Source organism: Algicella marina, assembly GCF_009931615.1.
GTDB classification, from domain to species: Bacteria; Pseudomonadota; Alphaproteobacteria; order Rhodobacterales; family Rhodobacteraceae; genus Algicella; species Algicella marina.
On sequence record NZ_CP046620.1, the window covers coordinates 2,491,932 to 2,518,203 of the forward strand.

Consider the following 26,272-nt stretch of genomic DNA (forward strand, 5'->3'; position numbering starts at 1 on the left):
CACCGCTCAGGCCCGCTCGATCAACCCGGCGAAACACCCCTGTCTGGCATTGTGGGCGTGGATGTATTTGACAGCGGGATCGGCGAACATCCGGCCGATCAGCGGCTCGATGGCATCGCCCTCCGCCACATCCGCCTCGAGCATGAAACCGCGGTCATCGAAACCGCGCAGCGCGATCAGGCGCCGTTTCATCACCTCGGGAACGACCCCCTCCCGGTCATAGGCCCGCTCCGCGCCCTCGCGCACAAAGATGGCATGGCAGGATCGATAGGGCGAGGTCACCGGCAGGTGCTCGTAATTCAGCAACAGCGCCGTCTCGCCCGCCTCCATGTCTCTCATCTCCACACGATCCGGAAAGCCCGGGCAGGCATCCACGGCGCAGCGGATCACCCCTAGCTCGGCAAGCTGCCCATCCGACAGGCCATAGAACCTGCTGAACGCCTCCGGATCCAGCCCCCTGATGCGATAATTCATGTCGGTCTCCTCCGCGTCCCCGTAGTGTTGCCTTGCCAAAGCTGGCGTAACACGCGTCCGGGAGCAGCCCGTTTCCTGCGCATTCGCAGCGGCCCGGATGCGGCTGTTGGCGTCGGCTGCGACGCACTTCCGCATGAGGCCCGGTCGCTTGAACCCGCCCGCAACCTCGCTACCTTCGCTACATGGACATTATCGGCACGGCCCTGCTGGAGTATCACAACGGCGAACGCAATCGCCGGCTGATGATCCACAGGGACGACGGTTTTTGCGAACCGCTGCCGCCCGCCGCGTTCTTCGCCGATGCACCGCTGCCGCACGAGGCCGACATCCTCGGTTCGCCCACCGGCCCCGTGCTGGACATCGGCTGCGGCGCGGGTCGTCACCTGCTGTGGCTCCGCGAGCGCGGGATAGCGGCCACGGGGCTGGATGTCTCGTCCGGAGCGCTGGAGACCTGTCGACTGCGCGGCTGCCGCGATGTATTGCGGGCGGATGTCCTCGCCCCCGGTGCCTTGCACGGTCTTGGCCCCTTCGCCACCATCCTGCTTTTCGGCCAGAACATCGGTCTGGGCGTCACCCCGCGCGGCGTCGGCGCCCTGCTCCGCACACTTGCGCCCCTGCTGACACCCGAAGGCCGCATCGTCTTCACCTCGGTCGATACCCGTCTCCGCAAGCAAATTGCGCACGTTACCTACCGGCAAGCCAATGTCGCCGCCGGCAGACCTCCCGGCCACAATCGTTTTCGCCTCGAATACGACGGCACCTTCGGCCCATGGTTCGACTGGCTCTACCTTGGCCCCGAGAAGGCCGCGAAACTGGCCGCCACCTGCGGTTTTCAAGCCACCCGCACAGTGCGCTGGCAGCCGGAGACCTATGCGATGGAATTGCGGCGCGTCTGACCTTCAGGTGTCAAAGCGGCTCCGCCACAGCGGCGCCCGCGCCGCGTCCCGCGCCTCGTAGTCCGCCACCGCCGGAGGCAGGTCATTCGGCTCCTGCCGATCCTCTGCCAGCGCCGCACCGCCCTCGGCCCAACGCTCATACAGGCGTGCCTGCGCAGCGGTCGGGTCGCCACGCCCGTCGCCGGGCGAATCCGACAACGCGGCTTTCACGATCCGGTTCTTCAGCCCCAACCCGCCGAGCAACTCCAGCGGCTGAAACAGCGCCCCGTTCACCCGCCGCACACAGCACAGCCTTCGCGCCGCTTCAGGCCGATCTTCCGGGTTTCTCCCCACAGCGCATCATAGATCAGCATCTCACCCCGCAGCGGCTGGCCGGCGCCGACAATCCACTTGATCGTCTCACCCGCCATCATGCTGCCCATAACCCCGGCCAACGCGCCCATGATCCCCGCCTCCGCGCAGCTCGGCGCCTGCCCCGGCGCTGGCGGTGTCGGGAAGATGCAGGTGTAGCAAGGGCCGCCCCGGGCCGGGTCGAACAGGCTGATCTGCCCCTCCCACTGGCTCATCGCCGCCGAAACCAATGGCTGCGAAGCTTCCACACAGGCCCGGTTGACGAGGCTGCGGGTCGCGAAACTGTCGCTGCCGTCCAGCACCACGTCCGCTCCGGCCAGCAGATCACCGACATTGTCCTCGCCCAGCCGCAGGTCCATCTCCTCCACCACCACGTGCGGGTTGATCGTCTGCAATGTCTCGCCAGCACTCGCCGTCTTCTTCCGGCCCACCGCTTCGGTCCGGTGCAACACCTGCCTCTGCAGGTTGGACAGGCTCACCGTGTCATCGTCGATCACCCGCAACCTGCCGACACCGGCCGCCGCCAGGTACATCAACGCCGGACTGCCCAGGCCGCCCGCGCCGACCACTGCCACCGTGGCCGCGCTCAGCTTGCGCTGGCCGGTTCCGCCCACCTCTCGCAGCACGATGTGCCGCGCATACCGCTCCAGTTCCTCGTCGGAAAAACTCATGACAGGTCCTTGCTCATGTATAGTCGTGCGCCGCCTTCCGGCATCTCCACCCGTGCCAGCACAGAATAGCCGAGCGCCGCATAGAAACCCTCCGCCTGCCAGCTGAACGTCTGCAGCACTGCCCGCCGCGCCCCCCGCACCCCGGCCTCGCGCTCCATCTCCGCCATCAGCCGGCGGCCCAGCCCGTTTGCCCGTGCCTCCGGCTCCACCCAGACCGGTCCGAAATCCGCCAGCCCCTGTGTCAATGTCACCCTGCCAGAGGCGTGGATCGCCCCGTCATCGCCACGGAACCCGATCGAAAACCCGGTTGTGGTCGACCCCGGCACCGCGGCATGACCGGCGGCCCTCAGCTTCGCCTGAACCTCGGCCGTCAGGGCAGCGTCATTCTCGATCAGCACGAAGCCGGCAGGATGGTCCTCCCGCCCGCCGCTCGCCCCTTCCAGCGCCGCACTGCGCTGCCGCGCCCAGCGCAGCACCGCCCGGTAGCCCAGCACCGGCACCAGCAGCACCAGCAGCAGCAACCATCCCTGCATGCTTTCCGCCGTCGGTCGGGCACCCGGGTCCAGAACCGCCATCAGCACCGCGAAGCCGGCACCGCCAAGGCCGATACCAAGCACGAGATCGCCCCGCACCTGCCGCGCCCGCAGACCGGCCACGACAATGGCGGTGCAGGCGAGCATCCACAGCATCAGCTGCCCGTAGAGCCGAAACCGCCCCCGCCGCGTTTCGTGCCGCTCAGCGTCTTGACCTCTTCCCAGCGCACCTTCAGCACCGGGGCCACGACGAACTGCGCGATCCGCGTGCCATGTTTGATCCGGCAGGTGTCGGACCCGTGGTTGATGAGGATGACGCCGACCTCGCCGCGGTAATCGGCGTCGATCGTCCCCGGCGCGTTTGCCAGCGTGATGCCATAACGCAGGGCAAGGCCGGAGCGCGGGCGCAACTGCATCTCGTATCCCGGCGGCAGCGCAATCGAGAAACCGGTGGGAATCAGCGCCCGCTCTCCCGGCTGCAGCTGAATGCCCTCCTCGCGGTTGGCCTCGCCGAAATTGGCATGCACGTCCATGCCTGCCGCCTGCGCCGTCGCGTAGTCAGGCAGCGGTATCTCAGGGTCGGCACCCTCTGTGCGCAGGATCGCCACGGTGCATATGGGTTCAGCGTGTATCATCAGCCTTCATCTTTCCGTCCGGTTTCCCCCGCCCCCAGTTCATCGACAATACGTGCGACCAGCTTCTTTGCCACCTCGCGCTTGCGCATGCGCGGCCACTCCTCGGCGCCGGCGGCCGAGATCAACGTCACCGCATTCTCGCCGCCGCCCATCACCCCGGTCTCGGGCCGCACGTCATTCGCCAGTATCCAGTCGCAGCCCTTGCGCTCCCGCTTGGCGGTCGCATGGCCGATCACGTCATCTGTCTCGGCTGCAAAGCCCACCACCAGCGCCGGCCGCCGTGGCCCGGGCCGCGACAGGCCCGCCAGAATGTCGGGGTTCTCGGCAAACTCCAGCACCGGCAACTTGCCCGAACCGTCTTTCTTGATCTTCGAGTTGCCCGCGCCGACCACATGCCAGTCGGCGACCGCCGCCGCACAGATGGCCGCATCGACCGGCAAGGCCGCGTCCACCGCCGCCGCCATCTCCGCCGCTGTCTGCACCTCGATCACCTCCACGCCGCCCGGGCGCTTCGTATCGGCGGGACCGGTCACGAACACCACGTCGGCGCCCTGCACCGCCAGCGCCTCGGCAATTGCCGTGCCCTGCGCGCCGGAGGAACGGTTGGCGATATAGCGCACCGGGTCGATCGGCTCATGCGTCGGCCCGCTCGTCACCAGCACCCTCCGGCCTTTCAGCGGCCCGTCCGTCACCCGCGCGGCAATCGCATCGGCAATCGCCAGCGGCTCCGCCATCCGCCCGGGGCCGTACTCGCCGCAGGCCATTTCACCCTCGTCCGGGCCGATCACGGCGACGCCGTCGCCCGTCAGCGTCGCAAGGTTGCGCCGGGTCGCCGCATGATCCCACATCCGCACGTTCATCGCCGGCGCGATCAGCACCGGAGTATCGGTCGCCATCAGGAGGGTGGAGGCAAGATCATTCGCCAGCCCCCCGGCCATCTTCGCCATCAGGTCGGCAGTGGCCGGTGCCACCACCACCAGATCAGCCGCGCGGGAAAGCTGGATGTGGCCCATCTCGGCCTCGTCGGTCAGGTCAAACAGGTCGCGAAAAACCTTCTCGCCCGCCAGGGCAGAGACGCTCAACGGCGTCACGAACTCCTCCGCCGCCCGCGTCAGCACCGGCACGACCCGCGCACCGCGCCGCTTCAGTTCGCGGATCAGCTCAAGGCTCTTGTAGGCAGCGATCCCGCCACCGATGATCAGAAGAACACTTCGCCCCTGCATGTCTCCGCCTCCGGCCAGTCCCGCGGACCGTAAGCCGCCCCTCGGCGACGGGCAAGGGCGAGATGCCTTGCCGACGCATGTTCACGAACGCGGGCGCACGGGAGAAACCGTCAGCACCGTCCGGCGAGCTCGCCGAAACGGGAGTCGGCCCCGGTAAAACCAGCACGCGCCCCGCTTCACGACTTTCGGAAAGCTGCACATGGATCCTCGCGTTCCACTGCGGGCGTGATGTGCCAGCCATCGAACGCCGCAGACCGTTCCGGCTCACTCTCGAACTGGCCGAAGACATAGACGGAAACATCCGGCGCCACCCGTGCAAGCACTGTCGGTACGCCCCGGCCTTTGTCCGCATGGCCGTTGCCGGTAATCACAAGCACCGGTCGCCCAGCTTCCAGTGCCGACAGCACCGCCCGTGCCAGCGCCGCATCCCGCAAACGCTGCGCCTCGACCATGCCACCCATCATCTCCAGAGGCATCGCCTCGCAATGCGCCGCGAACTGCATCTCTTCCCGCAGTTTCTGCTCCGTCGCCGGCAGCGCATCCGTCAGCCCATACTCGGCCGCACCCTCACCGAACACAGCCGCTGCACCGTCACCGAACGCCCCCCGAGCAGCTTCCCGTGGCACCTGCGCCCCGAACACCGGCACGGCCCCGGCAGCATCCATGATCTGCGCGTAAAGCGGGTAATCGGGCCAGCCGCTCTCTGCCCAGCGCAGCGCCTCCGCCTGCGCAGCCGCATCGGCCCCGGCGGCCCGCAGGTCCATCACCTGCTGTCCCTGCTCCGGCAACAGCATCTCGAACACCAGCGCCGCCGGCTCGAGAGCGGTGGCAAACTTCGCCTGCACGGCGTGATGCGCTGGATTGTCGTGGCTTTCGCCGACAATCACGACATCATGGCCGGAGGCCGCATCAATCGCGTCCTCAACAGAAGTCTGGGCCCAGACGTTTCCGCCAAGGCCCATCAGGAAGGTAACAGCAAGACTTCGGATCATTCAGGCAATCGCCAGCATCGCCGCCGCATTTCCGGTCGTCTGCTCGAGTTCGCGCCGCAGCTTCTTGAGCGCCTGAGCCTCGAGTTGCCGGATCCGCTCCTTGGAAAGTCCGAGCTCATTCCCGAGGCTCTCCAGCGTGCGCGGCGTATCCTTGAGCTGCCGCTCGACGATAATCATTCGCTCTCGCTGGTTCAATGTCTCCAGCGCGTCACGCAGCCATGTGCGGGCGCGTCCCAGGTCCTGATCCCGCGAAACGGTCTCCTCGGCCTGCGGCGTGCTGTCCTCCAGCGTCTCCACCCATTCGCGGCCCTCTTCGCCCGCCTGCTGGGCGTTCAGCGAGAAGTCGGAACCGGCCAGCCGCGCATCCATCATTTCCACATCGCGCAACGGAACACCGACCTCGATGGCGATCTTCTCGCGCAACTCCTGTCCGCGGATTTCCTCGCCCACCGCCCCGGCTTCGCGCTCGAATTTGGCACGCACCCGGCGCAGGTTGAAGAACAGCGCTTTTTGGGAGGAGGTGGAACCGGTGCGCACCATCGACCAGTTGCGCATCACGTAATCCTGAATCGATGCCTTGATCCACCAGACCGCGTAAGTGGAGAACCGCACGCCCCTGTCCGGATCGAATTTTTCGGCCGCCTTCATCAGGCCGACACCGGCTTCCTGGATCAGGTCGGGCATCGGCGCACCGTAACGTCGGTATTTCGAGGCCATGGAAACCGCCAGCCGCATGTAGGCGTTGACCAGCCGATGCAATGCAGCCTCGTCACCCGTGTCGCGCCAGGCGCGGGCAAGACCGAGTTCGGTTTCGGCATCCAGCATTTCGGCAGCCATGGCCTGTTTGGCAACAATCCGGCTTCCGTCTCCGTCGTACGTCATCGCCATGGCTTTTCCTCCGTGCTGTCACCCTGTTGGTTAATGATCAATACGTCCGAAAGGTTCCGTCGGATCAGCGGAAATCTGTCGGATACCTCAACCCTTCGTGATCGCACCGGTCCATTCCGCTCGCGAATATGCGCCTTCAAGGAGTTTGACTGGACAGACCTCGTCCTCTGCCCCGATCCTGTGCCAAAGCCGAAAACAGGAGAAGTCATGGCCTATGAACTCGTGATCGGAGACCGGATGTATTCAAGCTGGTCGCTGCGCGGCTGGCTGCTGTTCGCCGCTTTCGGCATCCCGGTCTCGACCCGGCTGGCGCCGATGTATTCACCGCAATTCGCGGAAGAACTGAAAGCCTTCGCACCGTCCCGGCTGGTTCCGGCCATGAAGTCCGATGGTCGGCTCTGCTGGGACAGTCTCGCCATGGCCGAAACTCTGGCGGCGGAAAACCCGCAGGCCGGTCTCTGGCCGGCCAACGCCGCCGACAGGGCGCTGGCGCGGTCGATCACGGCGGAGATGCATTCCGGTTTCTCCAGCCTGCGCGGCACCTGCCCGATGACCCTGCGGGCACGCTACGACTGCCCCGACATGACGGATGCACTGAGCGCGGATCTGGAGCGCCTGCAAACCCTCTGGTCGCTGGCGCTGGAGCGCAGTGGCGGCCCGTGGCTGTTCGGCAGCTACACCGCCGCCGACGCCTTTTTTGCTCCGGTAGCCGCCCGCATTGCCGGCTGGTCCCTGCCCGTCCTGCCGGCGTCGCTGGCCTACGTGAAGATGCATCTCGCCCACCTCCCCTTCCGCCAATGGCGTGCAATGGCCTTTGCCGCCGACCGTCCGTTGGCCGCCTATGAGACGCCCGCCCGCCCCGAGCATCCCTGGCCCGGCCCCGCCCCGCTACCGGCGGAACCGGTCACGGGTGCCACCGCTGCCAACAGCGATTGCCCCTTCTCCGGCAAGCCGGTCCAGCCCGACAGCCTCGCCCGCATCGATGGCCACGTCATCGGCTTCTGCAACCGATTCTGCCGCGACAAGTCGGTCGCCGACGCCGAAGCGTGGCCAGAGCTGAAGGCTCTGCTGCAAGGCCTCTGATCCGGCGCCCGTCTCCGAACCCGGCAGAAATCACTGGATTCAGGTCATTTTTTGCGCAAGCCTGAATCTGGACCACCTCAAGTCTGCCCGGATGGTCATCAAACCGGCGTTTTGGCTTGAACCTGCCGACCGTTAAATGGGCAAATCAGAGCAATCGCCCGCAAATTGACATCGGCGACAACAGCGAGGGGGCTGGCATGGGTTTTCTGGATACGATCTTCAACCTGATCAACGATCTCACGTGGGGCTGGGCGCTCGTGCCCTTTCTCGTCGTCCTTGGTGTCTTCTTCACCGCCGCCAGCGGTTTCGTCCAGTTCCGGTTCTTCAAACGCATGTTCAGCGTGCTGACGGGTAACGACGAAACCAGTGACCCCACCAAGATCTCCGCCCGCGAGGCGCTGTTCGTCTCCGTCGGCGGCCGCGTCGGCGGCGGCAACATCGCCGGCGTCGCCGTGGCAATCACCGCCGGCGGCCCCGGTGCCGTCTTCTGGATGTGGGCCATCGCCCTCATCGGCATGTGTTCGGCGCTGGTCGAAGCCACCCTCGCCCAGCTCTACAAGCGCACCACGCCCGAGGGCGATTATCGCGGCGGCCCCGCCCGCGCCATCATCCACGGGCTTGGCGCCAACTACCGCTGGCTCGCCGTGATCTACGCCGTTTGCCTGATCGCATCCTTCGCCATCGGCTTCAACGCCTTCCAGGGCAACACCGTGGCCGGCGCGGCGCTCGACAGTCTCTCCATTCCGCGCCTCTACACCGGCATCGCCCTGGCCGCCGCCACCGGCTTCATCGTCTACGGTGGCATCCACCGCATCGCCAAGGCCGCCGATGTCATCATTCCGGTCATGGCTTTCGGCTACATCGCCATGGCGCTGCTGATCATCGTCATCAACATCCTCGGCCTGCCCGCCGTGCTCTGGGATATCGTCACCAACGCCTTCGGCTTCCGCGAGGCGGTCTCCGGCGGCATGGGCGCGGCCATCGCGCAGGGCCTGCGCCGCGGCCTCTTCTCCAACGAGGCGGGGCTCGGCTCGGCACCCAACGTCGCCGCCACGGCCTACGTCAAACACCCCGTCAGCCAGGGCATCACGCAAAGCTTCTCGGTGTTCATCGACACCATCGTCATCTGCTCGTGTACCGCCTTCGTGATCCTGCTGGGCGATGTCTACGTGCCCGGTGCCGAAGGCATCGACGGCGTGGCGCTGACCCAGCAGAGCATGGTCTCCCATGTCGGAAGCTGGGCGCAATACTACCTGACGGCGGCGATCTTCCTCTTCTCCTTCTCGTCGATCATGTACAATTACTACCTCGGCGAGAACGCGCTGAGCTTCATGACAGACAAGCCATCGGCGCTGCACATCCTGCGCATCGCCATCATCGGCATCGTCTTTCTTGGCGCGGTCGCACCGGGCGCCACGGCCGTCTTCTCCTTCTCCGACCCGATGATGGGCATTCTTGCTGTCGTCAACCTGCTGGCGCTGATGATGCTCTTTCCGATCGCACTGCGCATCATCAACGACTTCCGCGACCAGTTGAAGGCCGGCATCGCCAAACCGGTGTTCGACCCGGCCAGGTTCCCCGACCTCGACACCGACCCGACAGCCTGGCCGGATGCGCCGAAGCCATGAAAAAGGGCGGCAACTTCCGTTGCCGCCCGTACTCAATACCATGCTGTGGTGTGGACCTTGGTCTTCTGAAACACGTCTGCGGCGAAGGCCTGTGCCGTTCTAGTTGAACGAATAGACCAGCGAGACGCCGAACGTGTTGTCGGTGTGCTCGAAGCCCGGCGTCGGGTCGGTGTGATACTCGGTCAGGATGCTGGTGCGCAGCGCCAGGCTGTTGGTCATCGACACGCTCAGCGCGAGATCGTTGTAGATGACGGTGTCGGAGTCTGACCAGATCACATCGGTGTCGTTGGTCAGGAAAACCGTGTCGGTCAGTTTCTGCGCGAAGTCCGACGATGCGCCGACAGCGAATTCACTGACATCACCCGCCGTGATATCGCTCAACTCGGCGAACCGGTATCCGGGGCCCGCCTGAACCGACCACTGGCGATCCGCGTCGTTGAAGATGCGGTAGCCCGCGCCGAGGCTGGCGAACGTGTCGTTCTCGAACGAAGAGAACTCGTCGACCGAGCCCTGAACCTTGGCAAAGCCGAAGATCACGGGCGTGATTTCACGGGTGTACTGGAAGGCGTAGAACAGGCTTTCCTCATTCTTCGTGCCATCGTCCTCGCCGTAGGTGTAGCTCAACTGCAACTCGAAACCATTGGCGCCCGTCACATAGTTCAGATCCGCGCCGACACCGACATCGATGCTGTCCGTGTTGCCGGAATTGGCGATGCCGCGCAGCGCGAACGAACCGCTGAACCCCTGGGGGAGGCCCTCGTTGCCGAACCGGTCGAGGTCACGGTCCGCATCATCCTCGATGTCTTCCAGCAGATCCTCGTTGCGATCTTCGGCAACATTGGTGCCGCCGAACACGTTCTGGGCAGAGGCGACCGAAGCGACAGATGTCGCCAGAACCAGCGCACCGAAAACGGCGCACAGTGAAGTTTTCATTTCAGTTTTCCTTGGGAGAGAGTGTGCAGATCCTTCCTGCATGCCGCTTGGTATCACACAGCCGAACGTGCACATCCGAAATCCCCGGTTCCCTGTTTCTCGAGGTCCACGATCATGCAGAATTCACACAGCCCGGCAGCGTTCGGTCGCGGAAAATTCAACTGTTGCCATCTTGCCGCGTCTATGGCGGCAAAAGCACTTATTTATTTTTTCGGATATATTGACTTGTTGGTCGATGGACATGTCGCGCCAGCAGTTCCGCACCGGCCGCACAGCCCGCCGCGCATCCGTCCCGCCGCACCGAATCCTTGAACACCCAGCCACCCGATTCGCGCCATGGCTGAACCGTCGGCAAGCACCTTCCCCTCATCTTTCCCAAATATCCCACCCGGCTGCCCGCCGCCCGACGGGGCGCCGGCCTGTTAAGCGCCCATTAACCTGCCGCCCGCAAGGTTAACCAAACTTCAGGAGGTCGCCCCGTGGTCGCCCGCGTCAACACCGTCGCCTTTCAGGGCATGGAAGCCCGCCTCGTCGAGGTGCAATGCGCGATCACCACCGGCCTTCCGGCATTTTCCCTCGTCGGCCTGCCCGACAAGGCGGTGTCAGAGGCGAAGGAGAGGGTGCGCGCCGCGCTCACCGCCCTGTCGCTGGCACTGCCCGCCAAGCGCATCACCATCAACCTCTCGCCCGCCGATCTGCCGAAGGAAGGCTCACACTTCGACCTGCCGATCGCGCTGGCCATCCTCACCGCCATGGAAATCCTGCCCGCCGAGGAAATGTCGGGCCAGGTCGCCATGGGCGAGCTCTCGCTCGATGGCAAGCTGATGCCCGTGATCGGTGCCCTGCCCGCGGCCCTCGCCGCGGCGGAGAACGATTGCGCCCTGATCTGTCCGGAGGCCTGCGGAGCGGAGGCAGCGTGGGTCGGTGCCGTGCAGGTCATCGCCCCGCCGACGCTGATCGCGCTCGTCAACCATTTTACCGGTCGCGCAGCCCTCGCCCCAGCCGAACCGGGCGAGGTGCTGCCCGAAGCCGGGGCCCGCTGCCTCTCCGAGGTCAAGGGCCAGGAAAAGGCCAAGCGTGCGCTGGAGATCGCCGCCGCCGGCCGCCACCACATCTTCATGGTCGGCCAGCCCGGCTCCGGCAAATCCATGCTCGCCGCCCGCCTGCCCGGCATCCTGCCGCCGCTCGACGCGGGCGAGGCGCTGGAAACCTCGATGATCCACTCCCTCGCCGGACTGCTGGACGAAGGCGGCATTACCCGCGCCCGGCCCTTCCGCACGCCGCACCACACCGCCTCCATGGCCGCCATCGTCGGCGGCGGGCGCGGGGCGAAGCCGGGCGAGATTTCCCTCGCCCATCACGGCGTGCTGTTTCTCGACGAATTCCCCGAATTCCCCCGCACCGTGCTCGAAACCCTGCGCCAGCCGATCGAGACGGGCGATGTCGTCGTCGCCCGCGCCAACGCCCACGTCAAATACCCCTGCCGCTTCATGCTGATGGCCGCCGCCAACCCCTGCCGCTGCGGCTACCTGCCCGATGCGTCCCGCGCCTGCGCCCGCGTACCTCTCTGCGGCGATGAATATCTCGGCCGCATCTCCGGCCCGCTGATGGACCGTTTCGACATCCGTCTGGAGATACCGCCGGTGCGCATCGCCGACCTGTCCGCCGACACGCAGGGCGCCACCTCCGCGGAAATCGCGCCGCGCGTCGCCGCCGCCCGTGCCGTCCAGTCCGCCCGTTACAAGGGCCGGGACGGCATCCGCGTCAATGCCGACATCGAGGGCGATCTGATCACCGAGGCATGCCCGACTACGCCCGAGGCGGCGGAGCTTCTCGCCCGCGCCGCCGACCGTTTCGCGCTGTCGGCCCGCGCGTACCACCGCATCCTCCGCGTCGCGCGCACCATCGCCGATCTCGAAGGGGCGGCAGACATCGCCCGCCCGCACATCTCCGAGGCACTGGGCTACCGGCTGACGCGGGAGGAACAGGCCGCCCCGGTCAGCCCGCGCAAGGCGACGCTCAAGGCCGTCTGAACATAGGCAGGACAGGTAACCGAAACCATTACCTCAGGGGTAATGAAATCGCTTACCTGACAAACACTCCTCCCAAAACGCCCGCCAACAGCGCCAAAGTCGACCGTTTGCCATACCGAAACCATACCAAACCCATATCAAATCCACACGCCGATCCGGCGCTATTCCGGCGGCCCCGCCTCGCCACCCCGGATGAACCGCGTCCGCCTGCGCCGTTCCATCCTGTCGGGGCCGAACGTGCCGCGCACATGCGCTTTCAGGAAGTCGGCCGCACGATAGATTACCTCGCCAGCCTCCGGCACCCGCCGCTCCATCAGCGGCAGCGCATGGGGTACGTTTTCCCAGATATCGCGGGTCACGGCACAGCCCTGCCCCGCCGCACGGGCAGCGAACCGGATAGCATCGTCGCGCAGGATCTCGGAGGAACTGGCCTGCACATAGAACGGTCCCGCGCCGCTGAAATCCCCAAAAACCGGCGAAACACAAGGGTTTAGCGGGTCTCGCCCGCCCAGCACCATGTCCCGGATTTCCTCGATCCGCTCGCCCGGCAACATCACGTCGGTTCCCGCGTTTTCGCGGATCGACGGGCTCTGCAGCGAAAGGTCGGTCCAGGGCGAAAACACCGTCGCGCAGGCCGGGCGCGGCAACCCCAGTTCTCCCAACCGGTGCAACAGGCCCAGCGCCAGCCCGCCGCCGGCACTGTCGCCCGCAAGGCCTATGTGGCGCGGATCGTATCCCGCCTCCAGCAACGCCCGATAGGCCGTCAGCACATCCGCCAAGGCCTCCGGGTGCGGATGTTCCGGCGCCAGCCCATATCGCGGCATCACCGCGCGCATCCCCGTCAACTGCGACAACCGCCCCGCCAGGTGCCGGTGCGTCAGCGGGCTGCCCATCACGTAGGCACCGCCATGTAAATAAAGCAGAATCGAGCGTCGCGCGACCTTGCGGCCCGAGATCCAGAGCGCCTCCACCCGGTCCTCACCGGCGCGCAAGGTTCCCCACTGATGGTACATGTTCTCCGGCAACGGAAACAGCCGCATCAGCCGCCTGTCCGTCCTAACCCGCACGTCCGCCGGCTCCACCACCCGTGCCATGTACCGTCTGTCGCGGAAGCGCAGCGTCACCCTCGTCAGAAGCATCCGCCAGCTTGGTCTCATGCGCGGCGGGCCTCGATCGCCTCCCAGATTTTCGCGGTCACGTTCTCGCCCGAGAACCGCTCCAGCTCCATCAGGCCCGTGGGGGACGTGACATTGATTTCCGTCAGCATTCCGCCGATCACGTCGATGCCCACAAAAATCTGGCCCTTCTCCTTCAGGAGGGGCCCGATCCGCGCACAGATCTCGCGGTCGCGGTCACTCAGTTCCACAGGCTCGGCCCGCCCGCCGACATGCATGTTGGAGCGGGTTTCCCCCTCCGCCGGAACCCGGTTGATGGCACCGACAGCCTCACCATCCACAAGGATCACCCGCTTGTCCCCCTTGGCGACATCCGGCAAAAACTGCTGTGCAATCAACGGCTCACGATTGATGCCGGCAAAAAGCTCATGCAGCGAATTCAGGTTGCGGTCGCCCGGGTCAAGCCGGAAGACCCCGGCGCCTCCATTGCCGTAGAGTGGTTTGAGGATGATGTCCCCGTACTTTGCCTTGAAGCGTTTCAGCGCCGACAGATCGCGGGCGATCATCGTCGGCGGCGTCAGGTCCGGGAACTCCAGCACCAGCAGCTTTTCGGGGTAGTTGCGCACCCAGAACGGATCGTTGACCACCAGCGTTTCGGGGTGAATCCGCTCCAGGATATGCGTGGTCGTGATATAACTCATGTCGAACGGCGGGTCTTGCCGCAGCCACACCACGTCCCAGTCCGCCAGATCCACAGTCTCCGCTGCGCCAAAAGTCACATGTCCGCCCTCGACCCGCTGCACCTCGACATGCCAGCCTTCGGCCATCACCCGGCCTTCATCGAAGATTAACTTGTCAGGAGTATAGTAGAACAGTTCGTGCCCCCGCGCTGCTGCCTCCTCCATGATCCGGAACGTGCTGTCGCCACGAATATCTATCGCGGTGATCGGGTCCATCTGTGCGGCAATCTTCAGGGGCATCTGCTGGCCTTTCGGGGTGGCATCAAGTGGCGGTTGCCGTGGTTTGTGGCAAGCACCCGTTACGAATGCAAGCGGGACAAATCGGCCGGTGCCGCAGCCGTGATCACCGGTGCCCCGTTCGGTTCCGTTGCGTACGCTGCCACCGTGCGCTGCTTGCCAGCGTTTTCGACGGTCAGAAGCTAAGCGCGTTCTCGATGATCTCGGCGGCGCCCTGCCCGTCCACAAGCACCACGTCGAACCGCATGTCCCCGGTCCGGCCCTTCGCCGCCATCCACAACTCGGCCGCGGCACTCAGTCTCGCCATCTGCCGCGACGACAGCGCATAGGCCGCGTCTTCGCGGCGCTTGCGCGCCTTTACCTCAACGAAAACAACAACCTCCCTCTCACTCACGATCAAGTCGATCTCACCACCCTCGTTGCGCATCCGCCGTGCCAGAACTTCCGCGCCCCGCTGCAGGTACAACCGTTCCGCCACCTCCTCGGCAGTGACGCCTGACAAGTAGGCCTTGCTGCCACGGGCCGCGCGGTTCATGCATCCGCCTCGCGCAGCAGTTCCAGCGCCCGCGCATAGGCCCGCTTGCGCGGCACACCCAACGCCTCGGAGACCTCCGCGGCCGCGTCGCGCACCGACGCGCCTTTCAGCGCCGACAGAAGGGCCGTATCAAGATCTTCACCACTCGCCGCCACCAGTTCCGGCGGCGCGACCACCACCACGATCTCCCCTTTCGGCGGCGTATCTTCGTAGAGCGAAGCCATCTCTTCGAGACTTCCACGCCGCACCTCCTCGAACCGTTTGGTCAATTCGCGGCAAACTGCCACGCGCCGCGCCGGGCCGAACGCATCGGCCATCGCCGCCAGCGACGCCCCCAGGCGCTTGGGGGACTCGTAGAAAACCAGCGTTGCCGGCACCGCCGCCCAACCTTCCAGAAACGCCAAGCGCGCACCGCCCTTCGGCGGTGGGAACCCGGCAAAAAGGAACCTGTCAGTCGGCATTCCCGCCACGCTCAGCGCTGCCAGCAGCGCGGATGCTCCCGGCGCGGAAGTCACTGGAAAGCCTTCGGAAATCGCTGCTTCTGTCAGCCGGTATCCGGGGTCGGCAATCAGCGGCGTTCCGGCGTCGGAAACATAGGCCACCGCCTGTCCCTCCGCCAGCGCGGCCAGGATACGGGGTCGCTGCTGGGCGCCGTTGTGATCATGGTAGGGAAGCACCTGGCGCCCCGCCATCGGTACGCCATGGATTTCCATCAGCTTGCGTGCCTGCCGGGTGTCCTCTGCGGCCAGCAAATCCGCGTCCCGCAGGATATCCAGCGCCCGCAAGGTGATATCCCGCGCCGTCCCGATAGGAGTAGCGACAAGATAGAGCCCGCCGGAGAGTTCGCCTGCCATGATTCCGCCCTTCCGGCTCTGTTTACTATCCTGCGCCCGCATCATATTGTGCGCGGAAATCGCGGGGTGGCTCAAGCCCCTGCCGAAAGGGCATAATTCGATGCAGAAACGCAATTTCGTTCGCCTGATTGCGGCAGTCGCCGGCCTTGCCGCGCTGTCAGCCTGCACAGGGCCAATTGCGCCACAACAAGGCAACGCCGCCCCCTCCGGGCCGGTGACGGTCGCACTTCTGGTGCCGACAGGTTCCGCCGATGCCAACCAGGATCAACTCGGCCAGAGCCTCGTCAACGCCGCCGAACTTGCCAACCGCGATCTTGCATCGCTGGAGATAACACTGAAGACCTACGGCACCGCCGGCGATCAGACAACCGCCGCCAGCGCGGCAAACCAGGCCATCGCCGAAGGTGCCGACATCATCCTCGGCCCGCTCTTCGGCGACACCACCACCGCCGTCGCACCCATCGCTGGCGCGAAAGCGCTGAAAATACTCAGTTTTTCCAATAATCCGGAAATCGCCGGCGGCAACACCTACATTCTCGGCCAGACTTTCGAAAACACAGCCCGCCGCGTCACGTCCTTCGCGGCTGGGCGCGGCCTCAACCGCCTCGCCATCGTCCATCCGTCCGGGCTGGAAGGCGAGACCGCACGTGACGCCATCCGCACAGCCGCCGCTGCGGCAGGGTCCACCATTGTCACCGAAGGCAGTTACGAGCTTTCTGTCGAAGGCATCACTGAAGCAGCCTCCGGCATTGCCACCGGCATCCGTGGGTCCGGCGCCAACGCTGTGATGCTGACCGATGGCCCGACCGCCGGCCTGCCTTACATCACCGAAAGCCTGCGCGGCCTCGGCGTTCGCCCGGCCGCCGCAAAGTTCATAGGCCTCCAGCGCTGGGACATCAGCCGGGAGGCGATCGGCCAGCCCGGCCTTCAGGGGGGATGGTTTGCGGCACCCGACCCGGCCTTGCTCACCGCCTTCGAGGCCCGTTACAGCGCAGCATACGGCACCCCGCCCCACCCGCTTTCCGCCCTTGCCTATGACGGCATGGCCGCAATCGGTGCCCTGCTCGCCGAAGCCCGCGCCGAGGGCAAGGGGGACCCGTTCTCCACAGATCGGCTGACAAAATCCGCTGGTTTCGCCGGTGTTAACGGCGTGTTCCGTTTCCTTCCTGATGGTCGGAATGAACGCGCACTTGCCATTATTGAGGTTTCCCTAGGTGACGCACGCCCCATCGATCCGGCGCCAAGAAGTTTCGCCCCTGCCGACGGCTCCTGAGTACAGCAGCTGGCAACGGCTCGGCCTGACCCCGGAAGACCTGTTCGACGCCGATGCCCTTCTGGCCCGCGTAACCGGCGACGCATCGGATCCCGCGAAGATCCGAGACTTGTTCGTCAGCGAGCTGAGCGAAGCACGCCTGGCGGCGCGTGCCCGCGTCGCTGAAGTCCTTCAAGCCGATCCATTTGCCGCGCGAGAGGCGATTTCGGCCTACAGCTACATTACCGATCAGATGCTCTGTGCGACGTTCCGCATGGTTACACAGCACCTCCACCCCAACCCCAACCCGACCAACAGCGAACAGATGAGCGTCATTGCCGTCGGTGGCTACGGGCGTGCTGAAATGGCGCCGTTTTCGGATGTCGACCTGCTGTTCCTGACCCCCTACAAGCAGACGGCATGGGGCGAGAGCGTCATCGAAAGCACGCTCTACATCCTTTGGGATTTGAAGATAAAGCTCGGCCACTCCGTCCGCACCGTTGATGAATGTCTCAGGCAGGCCAAGGCCGATGTCACCATTCGCACAAGCCTGCTCGAGAACCGGTTTCTGTTCGGGGCTGAGGAACTGGCCGAGGAGCTGAATTCACGGCTATGGAGCGAATTGTTCGATCTCACGGGCCCCGAATTCGTCGAGGCAAAGCTTGAAGAACGCGGCAATCGGCATAAGCGTAACGGCGGATCGCGCTATCTGGTTGAGCCTAACGTCAAGGAGAGCAAGGGCGGACTGCGAGACCTGCAAACGCTTTTCTGGCTAGCGAAATACCTCAACCATACCAATTCGATAGAGGATCTTGTCAGCAAGGGTGTCTTCACCGCCGAAGAGGTGGCAATTTTCCGGGAAGCGGAAAATTTCCTCTGGACGGCTCGCGTTCATCTCCACCTCGTTACCGGTCGTGCAACCGAGAAACTGACGTTCGATGCACAGGTTGAACTGGCAGCGATCCTCGGGTTCAAGAACACGCGCGGCCAGCGCGGCGTCGAGCGGTTCATGCAAACCTATTTCACCCACGCCAAGCGAGTGGGCGAACTTACCCGCGTGTTCCTCGTCGGACTTGAGGCTAAGCACGTCAAGGCACGTCCCTCGCTGACGCAGGCCTTCTCCCGCTGGTTTTCCCACAGCAGCAGCAATCTTTCCGCCGGCTATGTCATCAACAACGGACGCCTCGACGTTGAAGACGAGCGTGCAATGGAGAAGGACCCGGTCAACATCCTGCGCACGATGCAGGAGGGGCTGCGAACAGGGCTGCTGCTCCATCCCAACGCGATGCGCCAAATCACCAGCAACGTCCACCGCATCGGCCAGAAGATGCGCAAGGATCCGGTGGCGAACAAGCTGTTCGTGAACCTGCTGCTCGACAAGAACGACCCGATTCGCGCATTGCGTCGCTTGAACGAACTCGACTTCCTCGGCGCCTTTATACCGGAGTTCGGCAAGATCGTCGCAATGATGCAGTTCAACATGTACCACCATTACACGGTGGACGAGCACACGCTGCAATGCCTGACGCAACTTTTCCAGATCGAGCAGGGGTTGCTCAAGGAACCTCTGCCCGTCGCTTCGTCGATTCTGGAGAGGGGCGTCAATCGGCGCGTGCTATACGTTGCCATGCTGCTGCACGATATCGGCAAAGGCCGGCCCGAGGATCATTCGATCATCGGCGCGAAGATCGCAGCCAAGCTCTGTCCGCGCTTTGGCCTCTCCGTCGAGGAAACCGAAACCGTCACCTGGCTTGTGCGCAACCACCTAGTGATGTCGGATTTCGCGCAGAAACGTGACCTGTCGGATGCGCGCACCTTGCGGGACTTCGCTGCCATCGTGCAGACGCCGGCCCGTCTGAAGCTGCTCTGCGTTCTGACGGTTTGCGACATCCGCGGTGTGGGTCCAGGGGTTTGGAACAATTGGAAAGCGGTTCTGATCCGCGACCTTTACACCCGGACGCTGGAAATTCTCACGGGGGAAACCGACCCGAAGACGACCGGAGAGCGGATCGCGGCCGCGAAGGTGAGATTTGCCTCGGCCCTGCCCGATTGGACGGCAGAAGAGGTCGAAGCGGAGACCAATCGCCACTACGATACATTCTGGCTCGGCCTTCCGACCGAAATTCAGACCGTCATGGCGCAGTTGGGTCGCGAAGCAGCAAGTGAAGGGTCAGCGCTGAGCCTCGACCCCGACACCGACCGTGACGCAACCCGCGCATGCTTCACGATGCCCGACCATCCGGGCCTTTTCTCTCGCATTGCCGGTGCACTTGCGCTTTCCAATGCAAACGTCGTCGATGCCCGCACCTTCACCACATCCGACGGTATGTGGGCGGCGGTCTTCTGGATTCAGGATGACGATTGCAAGCCTTTCGAATCCGTCCGCCTGCCGCGCCTTCGCAAAACCATCTCGCGCACGCTCGCGGGTGAGGTTGTGGCGATGGAGGCCTTCGCGACGAAGGATAAGCTCACACGGCGCGAACGGGATTTCGAGGTGCCGACCGAAATCACCATCAACAACGACGGCTCGGAAATCTTCTCGATCATCGAAGTCGATACCCGCGACCGTCCCGGTTTGTTGTACGACCTCACCCGCACGCTCTCCGATTCCGGTATCTCCATTTATTCCGCAATCATTGCCACCTACGGGGAGCAGGTCGTCGATACGTTCTACGTCAAGGATCTGTTCGGCCTGAAACTGCATTCACGCAATAAGCAAGCGCAGATTCGTACCAAACTGCTCACCGCCATCCGGCAGGGCCGGGAACGGGCCAAGGGGTGACGCGCGCCATACGCCTGCTGCCCGCATTCATGACGGTGGGTGCGTGGACATTCGCGAGCCGGATTCTCGGCTTCGTGCGTGACATCCTCATTGCCGGCTTCCTCGGCTCCGGTCCCGTGGCAGAGGCGTTTCTTATTGCCTTTTCCCTACCCAACCTCTTCCGACGATTCTTCGCCGAGGGCGCATTCAACATGGCCTTCGTACCGATGTTCTCGAAGAAGCTGGAAAAGGATGCCGATGCGCTCGAATTCGCCCGTGACGCATTTTCCGGCATGACGGTTATCCTTACTGTGTTCTCTGTCGTTGGCATTGCCTTCATGCCGGCCATGGTCTGGCTGATGGCCTCGGGCTTCGCGGCAGACGAAAGGTTTCCGCTCGCCGTGGCCTTCGGCAGGATCGCCTTTCCCTACATCCTGTTCATCTCGCTGGCGGCCTTAATTTCGGGCGTTCTAAATGCCTCGGGCCGGTTCGTCGCTGCCGCTGCTGCACCGGTCCTGCTCAACATCGTTTTCATTCTCGGGCTCGGCCTGTCGGCCCTGTTTGGCCGCCCATCTTCCGATCTGCTCGGTCTTGGTCTTGACGAAGCTCTGGGGCTACATGTCGGCACGACATTGGCGATTTCCGTGCCGATCGGCGGCATCGTCCAACTTGCGCTGGTCTGGTGGGCGGCCGCGCGGGCCGGGTTCCCGCTGACTCTGAGGCGCCCCCGTCTGACGCCGGACCTCAGACGACTGGCGATTATCGCGGCCCCGGCCGCCCTCGCGGGCGGTGTCGTCCAGATCAATCTGTTGGTCGGACGGCAGGTTGCCAGCTTCTTTGACGGGGCCGTTGCATGGCTTAACTACGCTGACCGCCTCTATCAATTGCCGCTCGGTATCGTCGGCATTGCCATTGGCATCGTGTTGCTGCCCGACTTGTCCCGCCGCCTGTCAGCTGGTGATCGGGAGGGGGGAATCTGGCAGGTGAACCGCGCGTTCGAATTCTCGCTGGCGCTGACTTTGCCCAGCGCCGTGGGTCTGATCGTCCTCGCCGGTCCCTTGTGCGACGTGCTCTATCGTCGTGGTGCCTTTACGTTCGAAGACAGCGCCGCCACCGCTGCCGCGGTCATGGTCTACGGGGCCGGTCTGCCGGCATTCGTGTTGCAGAAAGTTGTTTCGCCCGTGTTCTTCGCCCGCGAAGACACCCGCAGGCCGTTCCATTATGCCGTCATCTCGATGATCGTGAACGCCGCGCTTGCCATCGGGCTCGCTCCCGTTATTGGCTACTTGGCCGCTGCTGTCGGCACCACTGTCAGCGCGTGGGCAATGTTTGCCCTCCTGTGGCGCGGTGCGCGCAATCATGACGGTGCCATTCAACTGGACGACCGCCTCAAATCCCGCCTGCCGCGTCTGCTTGGCGCGTCAATCGCGATGGGCGCATGTTGCTACGGTGCGGCACTGGCCATGGGTGACGCCCTGATCGAGCAAACCGTGCGCTATGGTGCCCTCGCAGTACTGGTCGCCATCGGCGTTGTCTCCTACGCCATTTTTACAGTGGCGTTCGGCGGGATGCGGATGTCTGACCTGAAGAGCGCCTTCGCACGCCGTTGAACACGTCAGGCTTGCGTCTGGCGCCGGACTTCTTTCGCCGCCTAGATTGCCTGTGCCAGTTCCATGAAGTCTGCGGCGACCACAGTCCAGTTGCCGGTCGGTTGCAGATCGGTTCTCTGATCCGGTCCATGCTCGCGTCTTCGGGGAACGAATGCGGTTTGCAGGCCACAACCCGCTGCTGCCAATAGATCGTCATTATGAGCCGCCACCATCATAACTTGCGCCGGATCGAGCCTCAGCACTGCACAGCAGTTGGTGTAGACCAGCGGTTTCGGCTTGTAGTCACGTGCGATGTCAGCCCCCAGGATGCAATCCCACGGCAACCCGCCGAACTTGGCTAGCCGCGTCATCAGCGCGATCGAACCGTTCGAACATGGCGCGATGATCGCCTTCCTTTTCAGAACGTTCAGCCCCGAGACCACGTCCGGCCAAGGTACCAGCCGCTCCCACGCACCGGCAAGATCGGAAGGGTCCTTCAATTCGACAGAAAACCTCTCGGCGACGATGGCCAGATTTTCACGATGCAGGTCGTCGAGGGCAACATAGCCACGATTGCCTGAACGTATACGCTCCATCGCCGGCTGATATTCAGCCCGCCATGCATCGGCGAATTGAAGGGCATTCACTTGAGGCAGTACGGTCTCGACCTCACGTGCGATGGACGTGCGCCAGTCTACACAGGTACCGAAGACATCGAAAATCAGCGCAGCCGGACGCATCTCAGCCGATTCGCCCACCCGCGTCGCCAATCTGGCCGCGGTGGAGCAGAAGGTGGTCCAGCAAGACGCAGGCCATCATCGCCTCTCCCACAGGCACCGCCCGGATGCCAACACAGGGATCGTGACGGCCCTTGGTGACGATCTCCGCGGCCGCACCCGACTTGGTGATCGTCTTGCGCGGGGACAGGATCGAGGATGTCGGTTTCACGGCGAACCGGACAACCACTTCCTGCCCGGTGGAAATACCGCCAAGAATACCGCCCGCGTGGTTGGAGGAAAACTCCGGCCCATCGGGACCCATGGAAATCTCGTCGGCATTGTCGACACCCGTCAGTTCCGCCGCCCCCATGCCCGCACCAATCTCCACACCCTTGACGGCATTGATCGACATCATCGCTGCTGCGAGTTCCGTATCGAGCTTGCCATACACCGGCGCCCCGAGACCCGCAGGCACGCCGGAGGCGACCATTTCTATCACCGCACCAACGGAGTTGCCGGACTTGCGCAGCCCATCCAGGTAATCCGCCCATTCAACTGCCGCCTCCCGGTCAGGCACCCAGAATGGATTACGCTCGATCTCCGTTGCGTCGAAACGCGACCGGTCGATGTGGTGCGGCCCCATCTGCACCATGTAGCCGGTAATTTTCACTTTCGGTGCCAGTTCCGCCAGAGCCGCACGTGCCAAGCCACCGGCCGCAACCCGCGCCGCCGTCTCACGGGCGGACGACCGGCCACCGCCCCGCGGGTCACGGATGCCGTATTTCTGCCAGTAGGTGATATCCGCGTGGCCGGGCCGGAACTTCTCGGCGATCTCCGAATAGTCCTTGGAGCGCTGGTCGGTATTGCGGATCAGCAGTTGCACCGGTGTTCCCGTCGTTTTCCCCTCGAAAACACCGCTGAGGATTTCTACCGCGTCCGGCTCCTGACGTTGCGTGGTATACTTGTTCTGCCCCGGTCTGCGCCGGTCCAGCCATCGCTGGATGTCCGCCTCGGAAATGGAAATGCCCGGCGGGCAGCCATCAACAGTCGCACCCAGCGCAGGGCCGTGGCTTTCCCCCCAGGTCGTAACGCGGAAGAGATGTCCGAACGCATTCATGCTCATCGCAAGGTCTCCTTCGACGAATGGGGATAGAGGCCGGGGCCAAACTTGCCAAGGCCCATGGCAGACGTCCAACTCGGCTCAGGCGCGGAGAGTGCCACCCGTCGCCTTGGTGACGTTGGCGATTACCTTTGCCACCACTGCCTCGATTTCCTTGTCCGTCAGCGTCGCGGAGGTCGGCTCCATCCGCACCGTAATAGCGACGGACTTTTTCCCTTCGCCCATCTGCTCCACGGCCTTTGCGCCGGCAAAGACGTCAAAGACGGCAACCTCGGTAATCAGTTTTTTGTCCGCACCCTGTGCCGCCCGCACGATCTGCTCTGCCTCCACATCGCTGTCGACGACAAACGCAAAGTCACGCTCCACGGTCTGGTAATCGGATATGGTGAGTGCCGGTCGTGCCGTCCCCTTGCTCCGAGGCTCAGGCACAGCGTCCGGGAAGACGGTGAAGGCCACCGCCGGACCCTTGACGTCCAATGCAGCCAGTACCTTGGGATGCAACTCACCAAAAACTGCCAGCGGGTTCTTGGGCCCGAGCGAAAGCACGGCAGAACGGCCCGGATGAAACCAGCCCGGCGCGTTGCGTAGTGCCATCAATTTCGCCGGTGCGCCCAGCGCTGCGAGGGCCGCCTCTGCATCTGCCTTGGCATCGTAGAGATCGACAGGGCGCATGCCACCATGAGGGTTGCGTGCGACCGCCTGCCCGATGCGAACGCCGCTGGCGTTGCGGCGCTGGTCTTCCGGCTCGCCTCCAGCGAACACCGGGCCGACCTCGAACAGGCCAAGGTCCGCGAAGCCACGCGCCTGATTACGGGCCGCCGCCTGCAACAAGGCAGGCAGCAGGGACGGACGCATGTGCGACAAGTCGGCGCTGATGGGGTTGGCAATGCGCGTTGTCTCCAGGTCGCCCTCGAACAATGCGGCCGCGGCTTCATCAACGAAGGAGTAGGTAACACATTCGTTCAGACCTGCGGCAGCCAGCGCCCGCCGCAAACGGCCTTCGCGCTGTTGCGCGGGCGTAAGCGGGCTTGGCGTCACACCTGGCTTGCGCGACATAGGCTGACCTTTGAGCTTGGTCAGCGAAGTGACGCGCGCGACCTCTTCGACGAGGTCGGCCTCACCCTTTACGTCGACCCGCCAGCTTGGCACCCAAACCTCGATTCCGCCATGTTCTTTGGCAACGCCGAAACCCAGTTCCGTCAGAATTCGAATCTGCTCGGACTCGGGGATCTTCATGCCGACAAGGCTCTCGACACGGGCAGGATCCAGTGGGTAGGCGCGCGACATATCAAGCGGCTTCCCGGCTGATACCAGCTCCGACACCTCACCACCGCACAAATGCTGGATCATCTCCGCCGCGAGGTCGAGGCCGGGGCGTGTGAAGGCCGGGTCTACCCCCCTTTCGAAGCGATAGCGCGCATCCGAATTGATCTTGAGCGCCCGCCCGGTCATGGCAATGGTTACCGGATCCCACCATGCGCTCTCCAGAAAGACATTCACGGTGTCTGCCGTGCAGCCGGTTGCAGCCCCGCCCATCACGCCGGCGATACTCTCGGCACCGTTGGCATCCGAAATCGCCATCATCTCGTGGCTCAGTGTATATTCCTTGTCGTCGAGAGCTATGATCGTGGTTCCCGACGCGGCAAAATGCACCCTCAGATCGCCTTCTACCTTGTCGGCATCGAAAACATGCAGAGGCCTGTTGAGGTCATAGGTAAACAGGTTGGTGATATCGACCAGTGTCGAGATCGGTCGAAGTCCGATGGCGCGCAGCCGGTCCTGCAGCCACGCCGGGCTTGGGCCATTTATTACCCCTCGGATCATGCGCCCGGTAAAATGAGGACAACCCTTCGCTAGGACATCTTCATCGATGGTCACCTTGATCGGGCTTACGAAGCCCGGCATCAGTTCGGCTTCCCGCTCCGGCTTCAGTTTGCCTATGCCCCGCGCTGCGAGATCACGGGCGATGCCGCGTACGCCCAATGCGTCCTGGCGGTTCGGAGTTATCGCGATTTCGATTGTCGGGTCGGTCTTGCCGACATGATCGACGTAGCGCTGTCCGACCTCTGCATCGTCCGACAACTCGATGATACCGTTATGCTCATCGGAGATTTCCAGTTCCCGCTCCGAACACATCATCCCGAAACTCTCAACGCCCCGGATTTTTCCCACCTGAATAGTGGTGTCGATTCCCGGAATGTAGTCTCCGGGACTGGCAACGACGACCTTGATGCCGGCGCGCGCGTTCGGTGCGCCACAGATGATTTGCTTGTCACCCTCGCTCGTCTGCACGATGCAGACCCGCAACTTGTCCGCATCGGGGTGTTTCTCTGCCGATTTGACGAAGCCGACAGTAAACGCCCCAAGCCTTTCCGCAGGGTCTTCGACGCCTTCGACTTCGAGTCCGAGGTCGGTGAGTGCTTCGAGAATATCCGGCAGGGATGCTTCCGTTTCCAGATGATCCTTGAGCCAGCCGAGGGTGAATTTCATGTTCTCATTCCGCGTGAAGATCGTTCCGCAAGGTTCTAATAGGGATAGACAGGAGATTGAAGAGGGGAGTTACCGCGCGCGACTCAACCCAGAATTGCATTCTCGCATTAATGGATGAAACCGGCCATGAATTCGCCGCAACTAAGCCCACCTTCACAAATACGGATGTGTATGTTTCTAAAATTTGTTTAAAAACAGCCACTAAACCAACCAAATTCAAAGCACCAAAATCACAATATCGCCTTTTTCGTCCGTCAGTTTAAGCCTACATCCCAAGGGGTGGTAAGCGGAGTAGGAGTGTGACGTGCTGAAAATTCTGAGGAAACATTTCCGCGACGAGAGCGGTGCCGTGACAGTGGACTGGGTCGTGCTGACGGCAGGTATCGTTGGCCTCAACATCGTTGTACTCCTCGGCATGATCGAGGGCGGCGTCAACCAAGGCGCTACTGCGATCTACACCAAGATCGATGAGGCCGTTGGCTTCATCAATTGAGGTTTGTGCCGCGCCGTTCCAGGCGCG

24 protein-coding genes are annotated in these 26,272 nt (G+C 63.8%); 8 read left to right on the top strand and 16 right to left on the bottom strand.

Going from position 1 to position 26,272, the window contains the following annotated elements; genetic code table 11:
- Positions 1-6: 6 nt before the first annotated feature.
- Entirely contained in the window at positions 7-474 is a 468-nt protein-coding gene (locus GO499_RS12370) for a DUF1203 domain-containing protein (RefSeq protein WP_161862471.1), read from the bottom strand.
- A 182-nt stretch (positions 475-656) separates the two neighbouring features.
- Here GO499_RS12370 and GO499_RS12375 point away from each other — a divergent pair, with 182 nt between their 5' ends.
- A complete protein-coding gene (locus GO499_RS12375; protein ID WP_161862472.1) occupies positions 657-1,370 on the top strand; it encodes a class I SAM-dependent methyltransferase in 714 nt (237 codons plus the stop codon).
- A gap of 3 nt (positions 1,371-1,373) precedes the next feature.
- Here GO499_RS12375 and GO499_RS19870 read toward each other — a convergent pair whose 3' ends face one another.
- The 7 genes from GO499_RS19870 to GO499_RS12410 all read right to left on the bottom strand — a co-directional run bounded on the left by GO499_RS19870 (position 1,374) and on the right by GO499_RS12410 (position 6,657).
- Positions 1,374-1,652, bottom strand: coding sequence for a hypothetical protein (locus GO499_RS19870; RefSeq protein ID WP_348520775.1), 279 nt, complete (start codon positions 1,650-1,652; stop codon positions 1,374-1,376).
- Positions 1,640-2,392, bottom strand: coding sequence for a HesA/MoeB/ThiF family protein (locus GO499_RS12385; protein ID WP_161862473.1), 753 nt, complete (start codon positions 2,390-2,392; stop codon positions 1,640-1,642). The genes GO499_RS19870 and GO499_RS12385 overlap by 13 nt, the downstream gene beginning before the upstream one ends.
- A complete protein-coding gene (locus GO499_RS12390) occupies positions 2,389-3,081 on the bottom strand; it encodes a GNAT family N-acetyltransferase (RefSeq protein WP_161862474.1) in 693 nt (230 codons plus the stop codon). Before GO499_RS12390 ends, GO499_RS12385 begins: the two co-directional genes overlap by 4 nt.
- Positions 3,081-3,560 (bottom strand): dUTP diphosphatase, encoded by a 480-nt coding sequence (dut, locus tag GO499_RS12395; protein ID WP_284154713.1) that lies wholly within the window; start codon positions 3,558-3,560, stop codon positions 3,081-3,083. The genes GO499_RS12390 and dut overlap by 1 nt, the downstream gene beginning before the upstream one ends.
- Entirely contained in the window at positions 3,560-4,783 is a 1,224-nt protein-coding gene (coaBC, locus tag GO499_RS12400) for a bifunctional phosphopantothenoylcysteine decarboxylase/phosphopantothenate--cysteine ligase CoaBC (protein WP_161862475.1), read from the bottom strand. The genes dut and coaBC overlap by 1 nt, the downstream gene beginning before the upstream one ends.
- A 176-nt stretch (positions 4,784-4,959) precedes the next feature.
- Positions 4,960-5,775, bottom strand: a complete 816-nt coding sequence (locus GO499_RS12405) for a ChaN family lipoprotein (RefSeq protein WP_284154714.1) — start codon at positions 5,773-5,775, stop codon at positions 4,960-4,962.
- The gene (locus tag GO499_RS12410) at positions 5,776-6,657 is read right to left on the bottom strand and encodes an RNA polymerase factor sigma-32 (RefSeq protein WP_431309901.1); all 882 of its coding nucleotides are present in this window, start codon (positions 6,655-6,657) and stop codon (positions 5,776-5,778) included.
- Between the two features lie 213 nt (positions 6,658-6,870).
- On the opposite strand from GO499_RS12410, the gene GO499_RS12415 reads away from it, so the two are divergent.
- Entirely contained in the window at positions 6,871-7,746 is an 876-nt protein-coding gene (locus tag GO499_RS12415; RefSeq protein WP_161862477.1) for a glutathione S-transferase family protein, read from the top strand.
- A 197-nt stretch (positions 7,747-7,943) separates the two neighbouring features.
- Positions 7,944-9,374, top strand: a complete 1,431-nt coding sequence (locus GO499_RS12420) for an alanine/glycine:cation symporter family protein (RefSeq protein ID WP_161862478.1) — start codon at positions 7,944-7,946, stop codon at positions 9,372-9,374.
- A 99-nt stretch (positions 9,375-9,473) separates the two neighbouring features.
- Here the strand turns inward: GO499_RS12420 and GO499_RS12425 are convergent, their stop codons facing one another.
- Complete coding sequence (locus tag GO499_RS12425) at positions 9,474-10,307, bottom strand: DUF481 domain-containing protein (RefSeq protein WP_161862479.1); 834 nt, start codon at positions 10,305-10,307, stop codon at positions 9,474-9,476.
- A 479-nt stretch (positions 10,308-10,786) separates the two neighbouring features.
- On the opposite strand from GO499_RS12425, the gene GO499_RS12430 reads away from it, so the two are divergent.
- Complete coding sequence (locus GO499_RS12430) at positions 10,787-12,340, top strand: YifB family Mg chelatase-like AAA ATPase (protein WP_161862480.1); 1,554 nt, start codon at positions 10,787-10,789, stop codon at positions 12,338-12,340.
- Between the two features lie 161 nt (positions 12,341-12,501).
- Here the strand turns inward: GO499_RS12430 and GO499_RS12435 are convergent, their stop codons facing one another.
- The 4 genes from GO499_RS12435 to rsmI form a co-directional block, all read right to left on the bottom strand.
- Positions 12,502-13,497, bottom strand: a complete 996-nt coding sequence (locus tag GO499_RS12435; protein ID WP_161862481.1) for an alpha/beta hydrolase fold domain-containing protein — start codon at positions 13,495-13,497, stop codon at positions 12,502-12,504.
- Positions 13,494-14,435: a glutathione synthase gene (gene gshB / locus GO499_RS12440; protein ID WP_161862482.1), complete on the bottom strand. Its 942-nt coding sequence runs from the start codon at positions 14,433-14,435 to the stop codon at positions 13,494-13,496. Before gshB ends, GO499_RS12435 begins: the two co-directional genes overlap by 4 nt.
- 172 nt (positions 14,436-14,607) lie before the next feature.
- The gene (locus GO499_RS12445; RefSeq protein ID WP_161862483.1) at positions 14,608-14,967 is read right to left on the bottom strand and encodes a YraN family protein; all 360 of its coding nucleotides are present in this window, start codon (positions 14,965-14,967) and stop codon (positions 14,608-14,610) included.
- Positions 14,964-15,821, bottom strand: coding sequence for a 16S rRNA (cytidine(1402)-2'-O)-methyltransferase (gene rsmI / locus GO499_RS12450; protein ID WP_284154715.1), 858 nt, complete (start codon positions 15,819-15,821; stop codon positions 14,964-14,966). Before rsmI ends, GO499_RS12445 begins: the two co-directional genes overlap by 4 nt.
- Before the next feature lie 100 nt (positions 15,822-15,921).
- On the opposite strand from rsmI, the gene GO499_RS12455 reads away from it, so the two are divergent.
- The 3 genes from GO499_RS12455 to murJ are packed head-to-tail and all read left to right on the top strand — an operon-like array spanning position 15,922 to position 21,444.
- Complete coding sequence (locus tag GO499_RS12455) at positions 15,922-17,094, top strand: penicillin-binding protein activator (RefSeq protein WP_161862484.1); 1,173 nt, start codon at positions 15,922-15,924, stop codon at positions 17,092-17,094.
- Positions 17,036-19,855, top strand: a complete 2,820-nt coding sequence (locus GO499_RS12460) for a [protein-PII] uridylyltransferase (RefSeq protein ID WP_284154716.1) — start codon at positions 17,036-17,038, stop codon at positions 19,853-19,855. The genes GO499_RS12455 and GO499_RS12460 overlap by 59 nt, the downstream gene beginning before the upstream one ends.
- A gap of 29 nt (positions 19,856-19,884) precedes the next feature.
- Entirely contained in the window at positions 19,885-21,444 is a 1,560-nt protein-coding gene (gene murJ / locus GO499_RS12465) for a murein biosynthesis integral membrane protein MurJ (protein WP_161863966.1), read from the top strand.
- A 41-nt stretch (positions 21,445-21,485) separates the two neighbouring features.
- Here the strand turns inward: murJ and GO499_RS12470 are convergent, their stop codons facing one another.
- The 3 genes from GO499_RS12470 to pheT form a co-directional block, all read right to left on the bottom strand.
- Positions 21,486-22,181 carry a haloacid dehalogenase type II gene (locus GO499_RS12470; RefSeq protein ID WP_284154717.1) on the bottom strand — a complete coding sequence of 232 codons (696 nt, stop codon included), beginning with the start codon at positions 22,179-22,181 and terminating at the stop codon, positions 21,486-21,488.
- The gene (gene aroC / locus GO499_RS12475; RefSeq protein WP_161862485.1) at positions 22,165-23,265 is read right to left on the bottom strand and encodes a chorismate synthase; all 1,101 of its coding nucleotides are present in this window, start codon (positions 23,263-23,265) and stop codon (positions 22,165-22,167) included. The genes GO499_RS12470 and aroC overlap by 17 nt, the downstream gene beginning before the upstream one ends.
- A 78-nt stretch (positions 23,266-23,343) precedes the next feature.
- On the bottom strand, positions 23,344-25,752 hold the full coding sequence (gene pheT, locus GO499_RS12480) for a phenylalanine--tRNA ligase subunit beta (protein WP_161862486.1): 2,409 nt from the start codon (positions 25,750-25,752) through the stop codon (positions 23,344-23,346).
- Between the two features lie 304 nt (positions 25,753-26,056).
- On the opposite strand from pheT, the gene GO499_RS12485 reads away from it, so the two are divergent.
- A complete protein-coding gene (locus GO499_RS12485) occupies positions 26,057-26,245 on the top strand; it encodes a Flp family type IVb pilin (RefSeq protein ID WP_161862487.1) in 189 nt (62 codons plus the stop codon).
- Positions 26,246-26,272: the final 27 nt, after the last annotated feature.